Source organism: Pedobacter sp. (assembly GCF_039594775.1).
GTDB lineage: Bacteria > Bacteroidota > Bacteroidia > Sphingobacteriales > Sphingobacteriaceae > Pedobacter.
In genome coordinates, this window is sequence record NZ_JBCNMT010000005.1 from 155,561 (window position 1) to 169,287 (window position 13,727).

The window sequence follows — 13,727 nt, forward strand, 5'->3', positions numbered from 1 at the left end:
TTGGATAAGGTATCAAGGACCGCATGATGACGTTTTTTTGTATCGTAAAAAAAACAATATATCATGATCTATTTTAACAACTCTTTTCGAAAGAAATTTTGCATGGCATTGATCATATGCTGTGCTTTTCTTGGGATTGGAATGAGTAAGCTACGGGCGCAAACGCTCGCCGCTGGAGACATTGCCTTTATCGGCTATGATTTCGGTACGACAGATGGCTTCTCATTCATCGCTCTCAAAGCACTCCCAGCGGGTGAAACCATTTATTTCTCCGAACAAGGATGGACGGGTACAGGCTGGGCTGCCAACTCGGAAACCCACTTACAATGGGTGATTCCTGCTACAGTTCCTATCGGGACGATTATCACAGTGATGGAAACGTCAGCAGATACGTTTACTGTTAGTGGTACCTCTGGATTTAGTATTGCATTAAATTCAAACTTCAACTTATCGGGTGGTGATCAGATTCTGGCTTACCAAAGTACTACAGGCGTTGCGCCAGCTAGTCCTATTTTTATTGCTGGAGTTCATGGCGATTATAACAGTACCAACTATGATCCAGTAACCACTTGGAATTCAAGCAACACAGCTGGTACAGCAGAAAGTGTTGTGCCTACGGGACTTGCCAATGGCGTGAACTGTATTTCTCTTTTTCCAGCACCAGGACCTGAACAAGCTTACAGCAAGTATACCGGAACTTTAACGGGAACTGCCACTGCTTTGAGAACTGCCATTAACAATACAGCTAACTGGACCAAAACCGGTACAGCAACTTTGGGTCTATTACCAGCAAATTTTCCAACACCAAATATAACCGCTGAGGTGGTTAATCCAACAGTAACCAGTACTGCCGCAAGCGGTGTTGGAGCGGTAAAAGCTACCCTAGGTGGTAATGTAACTGCCGACGGAGGTGCATCTGTTACCGAAAGAGGGATAGTATGGGGATTAACTGCTAATCCGACAACGTCAGATAACAAAGTAATAATTGGCAGCGGAACAGGGACTTTTAGTTCTGTTGTATCCTCATTGCCAGCTAATACAACCGTAAATTTTAGAGCTTTTGCTACAAATTCTTCAGGAACTGCTTATGGAAATAACCTTACTTTTACTACAAATGCTGCTTTAACTGCTACTACTTCCTCTACAAATGTTTCATGTAACGGAGGTTCCAATGGTACGGCTACCGTTACGGCATCTGGAGGTGTAACGCCTTATACGTATTCATGGTCTCCTGCAGGAGGTACAGCGGCAACTGCTAGTGGTTTAGCCGTTGGTGTTTATACTTGCACCATTACTGATAATGAAGGTAGCTCTATTACTAGAAATGTCACTATTACCCAGCCAAGTACGCTTGGCGCTAGCTCTGCAAAAACCAATGTGAGCTGTAATGGTGGTTCAAATGGCTCTGCTACAGTAGTTCCAAGCGGCGGCACCAGTCCATATACCTATTCGTGGGCGCCAAGTGGCGGTACGGGGGCAACCGCGTCAGGTTTAAGCGTAGGTAGCTATACCTGTACCATTACCGATGCAAATGGCTGTACGATCAACAGGGGGTTTACAATCACCCAGCCTAGTGCAATGTCAATCACCACTTCTAGAACTGATGTAGCTTGTAACGGTGGTTCAAATGGTGTGGCAAGTGTAAGTGTTACTGGCGGAGTACCTCCATATAGCTATTCATGGTCACCATTAGGTGGTACAGCGGCAACTGCTTCTGGATTGGCGGCAGGTACTTATACCGTTACCATTACGGATGCTAACAGTTGTACAGCTACGAGAACTTTTACAATTGCCCAACCAACGGCAATTTCAGTTACGCCTTCGCAAACTAATGTTGCTTGTAATGGGGGTACCAACGGTACGGCTACTGTATCTGTAACGGGTGGCACACCAGGATATACCTATTCATGGGCACCAAGCGGCGGTACAGCGGCCACGGCAACTGGATTAGCAGCAGGAACTTATACTTGTACCATTACCGATGCTAATGCTTGTACTAAAACACAAACCTTTACCATAACGCAGCCTACGGCATTGACGGCCACTACTTCCTCTACGAATGTTTCGTGCAATGGTGGCAGTAACGGAACCGCTACGGTTTCGGTCTCTGGCGGCACGCCGGGCTATACCTATTCGTGGGCGCCAAGGGGTGGTACTGCGGCTACCGCTTCGGGCTTATCGGTGGGCACTTATACCTGTACCATTACCGATGCCAATGCCTGTTCGATTACCAGAACGGTAACGATTACCCAGCCAACGGCATTGACTTCTACCGCTTCAATGACCACTGTTGCTTGTAACGGCGGCTCAAATGGTATGGCTACGATTAACGTTTCCGGGGGGACTGCACCTTATACCTATTCATGGGCACCAAGCGGTGGTACCGCTGCTACCGCTACGGGTTTAGCCGCGGGTACTTATACGGTTACGGTTACCGATGCCAATGCCTGTACCTTGACCAGGACATTTACGGTTACGCAGCCTACGGCAATTTCAGTTACGCCTTCGCAAACTAATGTTGCTTGTAATGGCGGTTCAAATGGTACAGCTACTGTATCTGTAACCGGTGGTACGCCAGGATATACCTATTCATGGTCTCCGACTGGTGGTACAGCAGCCACAGCAACTGGATTAGCAGCAGGGACCTATACTTGTACCATTACAGATGCTAATGCCTGTACTAAAACACAAACATTTACCATTACCCAACCAACCGCTTTAACGGCTACTAGTTCATTTACTACAGTTTCTTGCAATGGTGGTGCAAATGGGACAGCTTCAGTTACTGCTTCAGGCGGTACAGGGCCTTATACCTATTCATGGGCACCATCAGGCGGTACAGCGGCTACAGCTACTGGCTTACCAGTAGGTGTTTATACTTGTACCATTACTGATGCCAATGCTTGTTCTATCACAAGATCAGTTACCATTACCCAACCAAGCGCTTTAACGTCTACCGCATCGATGACTACGGTTGCTTGTAACGGTGGATCAAATGGAGTGGCTAGTATTAATGTTTCGGGAGGAACTGCTCCATATACCTATTCATGGGCACCATCAGGCGGTACAGCTGCAACAGCAAGCGGATTGCCTGTAGGTGTTTATACGGTTACCGTAACCGATGCCAATGCTTGTACCTTAACCAGGTCATTTACCATTACCCAACCACCGGCATTGGTTGTTAACCCGCTTATGCAAACCAATATTGCTTGTAATGGCGGTGCTACTGGATCTGCTTCTGTTTCAGTATCGGGAGGTACGCCTGGATATACCTATTCATGGTCTCCATCGGGAGGTACAGCAGCCACAGCAACTGGACTAGTTGCAGGTACCTATACTTGCACCGTTACGGATGCAAATAATTGCACAAAAACACAAACATTTACCATTACTCAGCCATCGGCATTACAATTGGCTTATTCAGGGGCTGCTGTGGTGAATAAGAATACCGCATTTACATATACTTTCCTAGCAACAGGAGGAACTACAAGTTATTCATACAGTAGTTCTGGTACACTTCCAACTGGGCTAACATTGTCTGCAGGAGGTGTATTGTCAGGCACGCCAACTGTAGCTGGAGATTACAGTTTTACGGTTTCCGTAACCGATGCCAATGCTTGTACCAAAACGGTTAACGTAAGCATTAAAGTGGAAGATCCACTACCTGTAGATTTGATCAATTTTGCTGCAAAGGCAGTAGCTACGGGTGTTGAGGTTACTTGGGCTACTAAGTCTGAGTCTAATTCTTCGCACTTTGAACTATTACATGCTACAGAAAAAGGAGAATTTAAGCCACTTGCCAAAGTAGACGCACTAGGTGACTCTAAGGTTGGTAAGCGTTATTCTTTCTTACATAAGAATGCTATAAATGGCCAAAACTACTATCAGTTATTGCAGGTTGATAGGAATGGGGATACTAAAGATTATGGGGTTAAACAAGTTAACTTCAGTCAAGCTAAAGACGAGGTGTCATTGTTCCCTAATCCTGCTTCACATGCAATTACTGTTAAATTCCCAGCAAATGTGTACAACCAGCTACAGGTGATTGATATGTTGGGAAAAGTGGTAATGAGTAGCAAAATCACCGCTAAAGACCAAGAGCATAAGCTAAATATCGCTTTGTTACCTGCTGGTGTTTATACGGTAGTATTAACATCTGGCAACACAAAAACTGTACATAAATTCATTAAACAATAAATTGCTATTGTTTACGCTCTTAAAGCCCTTGCTTATTTATTAAGTAAGGGCTTTTTCATACTGCCAGTTTCCCTTAATGAAATATGCCAGCTAAAAGCTTCTTCCAATAGATGAGGTGTTTGTCCGCCGCGTTCGTTAGCAGCCCGATTGAAATAGCTCTGTAATTGCTGTCTGTATTCAGGATGTACGCATTTGTTAATGATTACCTGTGCTCGTTGTCGTGGTGCCAAGCCTCTTAAATCTGCAAGCCCTTGTTCTGTTACAATAATATCCACATCGTGCTCGCAATGGTCAACATGTGAGACCATAGGAACAATGCAAGAAATGTTATTCCCTTTAGCTATTGATGTGGTTACAAAAATACTGAGGTATGAATTGCGGGCAAAGTCGCCAGAGCCTCCTATGCCATTCATCATGTGCGTTCCGCTCACATGGGTAGAGTTTACATTGCCATAGATGTCACATTCCAGTGCGGTGTTGATGGCAATAATGCCTAATCGCCTAATGACTTCTGCTGCATTGCTAATGTCTTGTGGGCGTAGCAATACTTTATCTTTATAGGTATCGAAATTAGAGAATATCTTTTCGTAATATGCTTGGGAGACAGTGATGGATGAACCAGAGGCAAATAGCAATTTTCCAGAGTCCAATAAGTCAAAAGTACTATCCTGTAGTACTTCAGAATACATAGTCAAGTCTTCAAAATCACTGTGTACAAAACCTGTTAATACTGCATTGGCTACTTTACCGATGCCAGCCTGTAATGGTAACAAAGACTTGGTTAAATTTCCCTTGGCCACTTCTTGGTTAAAGAAACGGATCAAATGGTTGGCAATGGCTTTGGTAGAGGTGTCTGGTGCTTCAATTTCTGCAGGGCTATCCGTTTTTTGAGTAATTACAATACCTACAATTTTATCTGGATTGATAGTAATCACTGGAGCCCCTACTTTTGTATTAGCCTTGGTAATTGGAATTTCTCTGCGATTGGGGTACTCGCCAGTTGAAAAAATATCGTGGATACCCTTAATAGATAGGGGGACAGATAGATTGAGCTCGATAATGATTTTTTCGGCCAATGCGGCAAACGAAGCCGAGTTCCCAATAGAGGTTGTGGGTATAATACTTCCGTCTTCTTCTATCAAACAAGCTTCTAAAATGGCGATGTCAATTTTTGGAAAATTGTTGGCCCTTAATAAATTGGCTGTTTCTCCCAAATGTTGGTCAATGAAAAATACTTCACCTTTGTTAATGGCCTTGCGCATAATCGGGTCAACTTGAAAAGGCAAACGCAGAGATAGGGCACCTGCTTCAACAAGCGCACCATCTGTTCCCTGTCCCAGAGATGCACCAGTCATTAAAGTTACTTTTAAAGGGTCTGTATGTGCTCTTTCAGCTAAAGCCATGAGTACGGCCTTGCTGTCGCCAGCCTTGGTAAAGCCACTGGAAGCCACTACCATTTTATCTTTAAACATCATTGCCGCTTCTTGTGCAGTAATGATCAGGCGCTCTAATTCTGGGTTAAGTATTCTGTTCTTGTACATACGATTTGGCTTGATTAACAAATGTATGGGTTGTGTGTTTTGCTATAGGCGTCAAAAGTAAAGGTAGTTTAAATGGTCGACGGTTAGCGCTGTCAACCAAAAAAATGACTTTTGTCACTTAGTGGCCAAGGCCTGATAAACTTCTGCATAGAGCAATCCGCTGCCCCCTCCATAGTGCTTTACTATTGTACTACTTGTTTTCAGTTTTTCCAAATGTAGCTTTAAAACATCTTCTTGTGCTTGTGTAATGCCCGAACCGATTAGAACCACTTCAAAAGTTTTGGCATAGCAATTTTCCATGGCATCATTTAGGGACAAAGCTACTGTAGCATGCCAGTCATCTACTTTATCAATTAAGCGTGCTATTGTAGCCGCAATGGATTCGTTAGCACAAACTATTAAAATATTGATCATTGCTTTATGTTTTGGCTATTATCAAACTGGGCTTGTCGAAGTATGGTTATTTTCGACAAGCCCAGACAGATTTATAGGTTAAAATTTCATGGGAACTTCCATGATTAAAAATTCAGCATCGGTGCTAGCCACAATTTCAAATTGGTTAGTTTCTGAAATTCCAAAGCCATCTCTGGTATTTAATTCCTGTCCTTCCACTTTAAGCGAACCATTCAACACAAAAATATAAACTCCATTTCCTTCTTTATGTAATTGATAGGTTTTTGCAGTGTTTGCATCAAATCTACCCATGTTAAACCATGCGTCTTGATAAATCCATACCCCTGCATCATTGGAATTCGGCGAAAGCACCTGTACAAATTCATTTCTAGTGTCTTTGTCTATAGTAATTTGGTCGTAACGAGGCTCTACATTCCTTTTGTTAGGGAATACCCATATCTGCAAAAACTTAGCAGGGTTTTTACCATCAGGGTTGTATTCAGAGTGATATACTCCTGTTCCTGCGCTCATTACTTGTATTTCACCAGCTTTAATGGTGGCGGTATTGCCCAAGCTGTCTTTATGTTGCAGCTCACCTTCTAATGGAATTGAAATAATTTCCATATTGTCATGTGGGTGCTCTCCAAATCCCATGCCACCGGTTACAAAGTCATCATTCAATACTCTTAATGCTCCAAAATGGATGCGGTCTGGATTGTAATATCCAGCAAAGCTGAAAGAGTGAAAGCTTTTTAACCAGCCATGATCTGCTGCTCCGCGTGTGCTGGCGGTGTGTAATACGGTCTGTGCCATTGTTTTTTCTCCTTTGTTGAAACAAATTTACGGCGCATTTTTTTGCCATTTCTTGATCTAGGATAAGAAAGTAGTGCATAGAGAGGCGAGGGCTCTTAGGGTATCAGGCGAGTTTTATTGGCAACTAATGGGCAATTATAAATTAGCTGCGGAATATTACTTGTTTAGATCAGTTACCGGATAATAAGCGGATGCTAAAACTGACGTTAGTTTTACAACATGAAATAGCTAACTTGATAACTTTGCCAAACCAAATAGATAACTTAGTAACATGATTAACAGGGCTACTTATCAAGCGGCGCAAATTGTTGCAGCTACTATAGAAACGCATTTCGCTGAACACTTGGCAGAAGCTAGCGCTAAGGGAGAAATTGACTTGGCGCCTCAACCGCCAGCCCGAGTAATTGAAGCTATTTTGGATGCTGCTTTTTGGAGTAGCTTACGGAAAGAGGAAGGGCACTCCCCTAAAATTTCCATCGCGTTTTTGCCGCCAGAGCAAGCCACAAAGCCTTTGTTGTTTAAACAGAATTTGCCTTTAAATCCAAATGTGTTAACCAAATTAGCACCTGGTGTAGAACGTGGAGGCATCCATATCGGGGTATGGCACGATGGTTATGATCTATATATTTGGGGTACCACCTTGAATATCCCCAACTACTGTTTCGTGGTAGATGTTTCGGAGCCAGCTTTATTGGTGGTGAAGCATCGTAGGATGGCGGGTTATGGTAAATTTACCAATGTTGCGGTACTAAAAGGTGACCAGATTAAGATCGTAAATGAAAACGCTCCAAAAATAGGTGAATGTCCTAGTATTTTATTATCGCTGCTTGACCTTACAGCTGATAGTTATTGGAACGATTCTGCAAATATTCTGATACAACTATCCGTTTCTATGCGAGCACATGGTAGGGGTGGAGCAGTGCTCATGGTACCTCAGGGTAGTGATGATTGGAAACAATCTGTGATACATCCTATCAGCTACGCGCTGACTCCGCCATTTAAAGGTTTATCAGATCTGGTAAAGAAAGACCGGAGTGATGCTAGTGAAATTTTTTGGCAAACAGCTTTGAAAAGAGAAATTGACCACTTGGCAGGATTAACCGCAGTAGATGGGGCTACCATTATTACAGACGAATATGAATTACTGGCCTTTGGTGCTAAAACCGGAAGGGCAAATAGTAGTGAGCACATTCAACAGATTTCCTATACTGAACCTATTAATAATGCAGAAGCTGTGGTAGTGCATCCGGCTAAAATAGGAGGGACAAGGCATTTGTCGGCAGCACAATTTGTGTTTGACCAGCGTAATGCATTGGCTTTGGTAGCATCGCAGGATGGACACTTTACTGTTTTCAGTTGGTCAAAATCTTTGAATATGGTACAGGCTCAGCGTATAGATGCGTTATTGCTATAATTATGTAGTAAATACTGCAAATGCAATAGTGCCTAACAACATCAGAATCATTACAATACGGTCGGCCTTCACCCTTTCTCTGTAAGTTGAGGATTTAACCGCTCTTTTCTCCTTGGCCTTATAATACGTGGCAGTGCCCGAATGTATTTTTGCTATCATGACTACTCCTCCTTGTTGTATAGCATAAACAAACACTAGGCCAGTTTGTGTGGAAAAGTGGATAACTATTGTCTTTTAATTGTCTGATTTTTTGTTTAGAAGGAATGTGTAAATTCAGATGGAAAGTGATTTTCCACCTGAATTTGGTTTTAGTGGTTGAGCAAATAGCTTTTAAAGCCTGCAAAGTCAATTTTTAGGTTGTCGGCCTGTTTAGCTCTTCCAGCCAGTTCTTCTACGGAACTTGGGATTTCGATTTTAGTAGCCAACAATGGTGGAAAAATATCAGGGAATTTACAAGCATGAGCTGTGGATAAGAATACCGCTGCTGCCTCATCTCCAGTTTGTTGTCTAAATTTCTCTACAGCTAAATAGGCAATTGCGGTATGTGGACAGGCAATGTAGTCGTATTTTTCAGCAATGGCTTTAATGCCCTCCAAGGTTTCCTCATCTGTAAAACGATAAGCACTTACTACTTCTTTTAATGCTGCGGTATCTTGTTTAAACAAATCCATAATGCGCACCCAGTTGCTAGGTGCACCTACATCCATAGCGTTGGCGTAGGTTTGTACTGATGGTTTGGTTTCGTAAATACCCGTTTCTAAGAAACGTGGGACGGTGTCGTTTACATTGGTTGCCGCAATAAATTGTTTTACTGGCAAACCCATTTTGTAAGCTAGCAAGCCTGCACCAATGTTACCAAAGTTTCCACTGGGTACAGAAAACACCACATCCTTCCAGCCTTTTCTTTTTAGTTGCGCATAGGCATTGAAATAATAAAAAGTTTGAGGGATTAACCTAGAGATATTGATAGAATTGGCTGAAGTTAAACGGAATTTTTGGTTGAGTTCTTCATCGGCAAAAGCCTGCTTTACCAAAGCTTGGCAGTCGTCGAAAGTACCATCAACTTCAATGGCTCTAATGTTTTGTCCAAGTGTAGTGAGTTGTTGTTCTTGTATAGGGCTTACCTTTCCTTTTGGATAAAGAATGGTAACTCGAGTATTTGGAACACCTAAGAAACCCAGTGCTACGGCGCCACCAGTATCTCCTGATGTTGCCACCAAAACATCTAGTAGCTGCTCGCCATCTTTAAGGTAGTAGCCCATTACCCGGCTCATGAAACGTGCGCCAAAATCTTTGAATGCTAACGAAGGACCATGGAAAAGTTCTAACACGAAAGTGTTGTTGTCCAAAGGAACAGCAGGAGCCTCAAAATTAGCGGCTTCTTCTACCAGAGCTTTTAAATCTTCAGCAGGCATCTCGTCTTTTAGCAAAGCAGAGGCTACTTCGTAAGCAATTTCTGTAAGAGAGTATTTTTCGATGTTGTCGATGAAAGAAGCGGGTAGTTGAGGAATTGCCTCGGGCATGTATAGTCCTTTGTCTAAAGGCATGCTGTTAAAAACAGCCTCTTTAAAAGAAACGCGTAAATCTTTATTGTTGGTTGAATAGAATTGCATTTTTTGAGTATTAGGTTTTCGTTATAAGTTATACGTTTTGCATTTCGACTATTGATGACGTATAACTTAAAACACATCACTTATAAGGTCTTAAAGAAGTTTTGAATGTGGTTTTAAATCGTAATTCTAAAATCTAAAGTGTTCTCGGTCCTTCCGTATTCACTTCAGATACGTAAGCTTGACTTTTAATGTTGATTTGATGCAAATGCATTTGTTGGGCTTTGGTAATCAATTTAGCACTCTCTTCATCTTTGGTTAAGGCAAACACAGATGGGCCAGAACCAGAGATGCCAAAACCTACGGCACCATTTTCCATGGCTAACTTGCGCAGTACTTCAAAATCGGGGATCAAAATAGAGCGTGTTGGTTCTACCAAAACGTCCTTCATACTACGGCCAACCAAGTCTAAATCGTTTAAAAACAGTCCGCTTACTAAACCCGCCACATTTCCCCATTGGGTAACGGCATCTTTTAGCTGCACTTTTGCACGGATCATTTGACGGGCATCTTTGGTAGGTACGTCTACCTCAGGATAAACAATGGCGGCATACATACCTTGTGGTACTGGTAAGGAAATTACATCCAAAGGTTCGTAACTACGGACCAATACAAAGCCGCCCATAATAGCGGGAGCAACATTGTCGGCATGCCCATAGCCACAGGCAATTTCTTCGCCTTTCATGGCAAATGGCACCAACTCTTTTGCGGTTAGCAAATTACCCATCAGCTGGTTGATGGCGTAAAGTCCTGCTACAGTACTGGCAGAGCTAGAACCCAAACCACTGCCAATTGGCATTTTTTTGTGAAGTTCTATTTCTACGCCAACATCTTCTCTACCGATATGTGCTAGGTAATGTTTTACCGAAGCGCTTACGGTATTTTTATCACTGTTTAAAGGAAGTTTTCCATCGTCGCCAGTAATTTTAAGTAAGCGAACTCCAGGTTCTTCTACCAAACGCATCACTACTTCATCGCCGGGAGCATTTACGGCAAAGCCAAGCACGTCGAAGCCGCAAACTACATTGGCTACCGTTGCAGGGGCAAAAACTTTTATTTCTGTTCCAACAGCTACTGTAGGTGGGTTGTCTATTTTAAGGTCTTTTATCATTTTTATTTTTTCATTTTGTCATTCCGACGATAGAAGGAATCTCATCGGGAATCTTTGCTACGCTCAGAATGACAAAGTTGTTGATTAAGGAGTAGCTACGTTGATAATATCTGCGAACACGCCTGCGGCGGTTACTTCGGCACCAGCACCTGGACCTTTTACCACCATGGGACGGAACTTGTATCTGTCGGTTACAAAAGAAATGATATTGTCGGCACCAGACAAGGCATAAAACGGATGGTCTTCGCCAACCATTTGTAAACTGATGTCTACTTTGCCATCTTCCAGTTTGCCGATATAGCGAAGTACTTTTTTCTCGCTTTCCGCAGTGTTTTTCAGATTTTCGAAATAAGCGGCATTGTTCTTTAGCTCCTCATAAAATGATTCTACCGAGTCAGCTTTTAAACAAGCTTCAGGTAAAATATTGTCAATTTTAACATCCGATTCTTCTAAAGGATAGCCCGCATCTCTCGCTAAAATCAACATTTTGCGCATGAAATCTTTGCCATTCAAATCGTCGCGTGGATCTGGTTCGGTGTAGCCTAAGTCTTGCGCTTCTTTCACGATGTCGTAAAAAGCTTTATCGCCTTTAAAGCTGTTGAAGATAAAAGAGATAGTTCCTGATAAAATGGCTTCAATCCTATCTATTCTATCACCGCTCATCATTAGGTTTTTCAAAGTGCCGATAATTGGAAGGCCAGCACCCACGTTGGTTTCGTAATAAAAATCTACGCCATGTTTTTTAGCCGTGTCTTTGAAAAGTTTGTATTGTGCAAATTCGGCAGAATTACCTTTTTTGTTGCAGGCTACAATAGATACGCTGTTTTCGAAAACCTGTTTGTAAAAAGGAATAGGTGCTTCGCTTGCCGTATTATCTACAAAAACACTGTTTGCCAAGTTTAGCGATTGCATTTTTGCCACATATTCCGATAGATTGGCTTGTTCGCCTTTTTCTTCCAAGGTAGCTTCCCATTGGTCAAGGTCGATACCATTGGCATCAAATACCATTTTTCTGGTATTGGCAATGCCTACTACTTTTACCTGTAGATCATTTTTCTCAGCCAGGAATTGACTTTGCTCCTTAATTTGCTTGAACAAAGTTTTGCCAATATTCCCTGTTCCCAAACAGTAAACGTTTAAGGTTCGCTTTAAATCGGTATAGAAAGCATCGTGTACCGCATTTAGGGATTTCGCCAAATCATCTTTGCTGATGATTACCGAAATGTTATACTCTGATGAACCTTGTGCAATGGCTCTAACGTTAATACCGTTACGGCCCAGTGCATGGAACAATCTGCCGCTCATGCCAGGTGTACGTTTCATGTTCTCGCCAACAATGGCCAATACCGCTAAATCGCCTTCCACTTCTGGATAAGCCAACTTTCCAGCGGCCAACTCTAGCTCAAATTCTTTGTTAATTAGTGTAACGGCTTTTGCTGCATCTGGTGGATTAACTGCGAAAGTAATGCTGTGCTCCGATGAAGACTGGGTAATCAATATCACATTGATCTGCTCCCTTGAAAGTAAAGAGAACAGGCGTCCACTGAAACCCGCTTTGCCTACCATGCCGCTACCGCTCAAGTTAATGATGCTGATATGGTTGATGGACGAGATGCCTTTGATAGGTAAATCTGAAGGTTTGATATTGCTACGAATGAAAGTGCCCGGAAATTCTGGTTCAAAAGTATTTTTGATTACCAATGGGATTTTCTTGGCGAAAGCGGGGACCATGGTTGGCGGATAGATTACCTTAGCACCAAAATAACTCAATTCCATCGCTTCAATGTAGCTCAGTTCGTCTAATGAAAAGGCTTTTTTAACAATGCGAGGATCGGCGGTCATCATGCCGTTTACATCAGTCCATATTTCAATCTCTGCAACATTCAGCGCTGCTCCCCATATGGCTGCGGTATAATCAGAACCACCACGGCCCAAAGTGGTTATTTTACCATCGTTAGTGCTAGCAATAAAGCCAGTTACGAATAAAACTTTGTCATTGTGTTGCTCGTAAAATTCGTTGATCAGTGCGTCGGTCAGTTCAAAATCTACCCTGGCATTGCCAAAGTTGCTGTCGGTTTTGATCAATTGAGAGCCATCCACAAACAATGAATTGTCGAAATATTGGGTGGCGATGTGGCTTACCATCATGTTTGAACATCTTTCGCCAAAGCTAACAATGAAATCTTTGGTGCGTAAGCTCAATTCCTTCAAGCTGGCAACTGCTTGTAAGGCATCTTCCAAGTCGTTAAAAAGAATTTTCAGCTTGGTTAAAATTGGATTTTGTGCCGCTGCAGGTAATAAGGTTTTAACAACGTCGAAATGTTTTTTCTCGATGCCATTGAGCTGTTCTTGATAGTTTTCGCCTTTTTCGGCCAAGTCTGCCATTTCCAGAAGAAGATTGGTTACCCCGCTCATGGCCGATAATACAACTACCGGATTGGCATGCTTTCTTTCTTCCTGTACTAGTTTTAGCAGTGTTTTAATGTTTTCGGTGGTACCTACGGATGTACCGCCAAATTTGAGGACTTTCATTCGTTTATTTATTAGTTTTCAGTGGTTAAAAAAAAAGGCGCTCCCGAGTTATCGGGAGCGCCTTTTTGTGTTTTATATGTTTTTCAATTTTACACAACGTTACTGCTCCCGATAGC

General features: G+C 42.5%; 9 protein-coding genes. 2 read left to right on the forward strand and 7 right to left on the reverse strand.

Annotation, left to right across the window (positions count from 1 at the left end; translation table 11 throughout):
* Window positions 1-102: 102 nt before the first annotated feature.
* Window positions 103-4,197, forward strand: a complete 4,095-nt coding sequence (locus tag ABDV71_RS13635) for a T9SS type A sorting domain-containing protein (RefSeq protein ID WP_343533460.1) — start codon at window positions 103-105, stop codon at window positions 4,195-4,197.
* Window positions 4,198-4,229: 32 nt separating this feature from the next.
* Here the strand turns inward: ABDV71_RS13635 and ABDV71_RS13640 are convergent, their stop codons facing one another.
* The 3 genes from ABDV71_RS13640 to ABDV71_RS13650 form a co-directional block, all read right to left on the reverse strand.
* Window positions 4,230-5,738, reverse strand: coding sequence for a succinate CoA transferase (locus tag ABDV71_RS13640; protein WP_343533463.1), 1,509 nt, complete (start codon window positions 5,736-5,738; stop codon window positions 4,230-4,232).
* Between the two features lie 114 nt (window positions 5,739-5,852).
* Window positions 5,853-6,152, reverse strand: coding sequence for a hypothetical protein (locus ABDV71_RS13645; protein WP_343533465.1), 300 nt, complete (start codon window positions 6,150-6,152; stop codon window positions 5,853-5,855).
* Window positions 6,153-6,230: 78 nt separating this feature from the next.
* Entirely contained in the window at window positions 6,231-6,944 is a 714-nt protein-coding gene (locus ABDV71_RS13650) for a pirin family protein (protein ID WP_343533467.1), read from the reverse strand.
* A gap of 271 nt (window positions 6,945-7,215) precedes the next feature.
* Between ABDV71_RS13650 and ABDV71_RS13655 the strand changes: the two genes are divergently transcribed.
* Window positions 7,216-8,358, forward strand: a complete 1,143-nt coding sequence (locus ABDV71_RS13655; protein WP_343533469.1) for a putative sensor domain DACNV-containing protein — start codon at window positions 7,216-7,218, stop codon at window positions 8,356-8,358.
* On the opposite strand, the gene ABDV71_RS13660 is transcribed toward ABDV71_RS13655, so the two are convergent.
* From ABDV71_RS13660 to thrA, 4 genes are all read right to left on the reverse strand, one after another.
* Window positions 8,359-8,517 (reverse strand): hypothetical protein, encoded by a 159-nt coding sequence (locus ABDV71_RS13660; protein ID WP_343533471.1) that lies wholly within the window; start codon window positions 8,515-8,517, stop codon window positions 8,359-8,361. It lies immediately after the preceding gene.
* Between the two features lie 149 nt (window positions 8,518-8,666).
* A complete protein-coding gene (gene thrC / locus ABDV71_RS13665) occupies window positions 8,667-9,971 on the reverse strand; it encodes a threonine synthase (RefSeq protein ID WP_343533473.1) in 1,305 nt (434 codons plus the stop codon).
* 133 nt (window positions 9,972-10,104) lie between these two features.
* A complete protein-coding gene (locus tag ABDV71_RS13670; RefSeq protein ID WP_343533475.1) occupies window positions 10,105-11,079 on the reverse strand; it encodes a homoserine kinase in 975 nt (324 codons plus the stop codon).
* An 84-nt stretch (window positions 11,080-11,163) separates the two neighbouring features.
* A complete protein-coding gene (thrA, locus tag ABDV71_RS13675) occupies window positions 11,164-13,611 on the reverse strand; it encodes a bifunctional aspartate kinase/homoserine dehydrogenase I (RefSeq protein ID WP_343533477.1) in 2,448 nt (815 codons plus the stop codon).
* Between the last annotated feature and the right edge of the window lie 116 nt (window positions 13,612-13,727).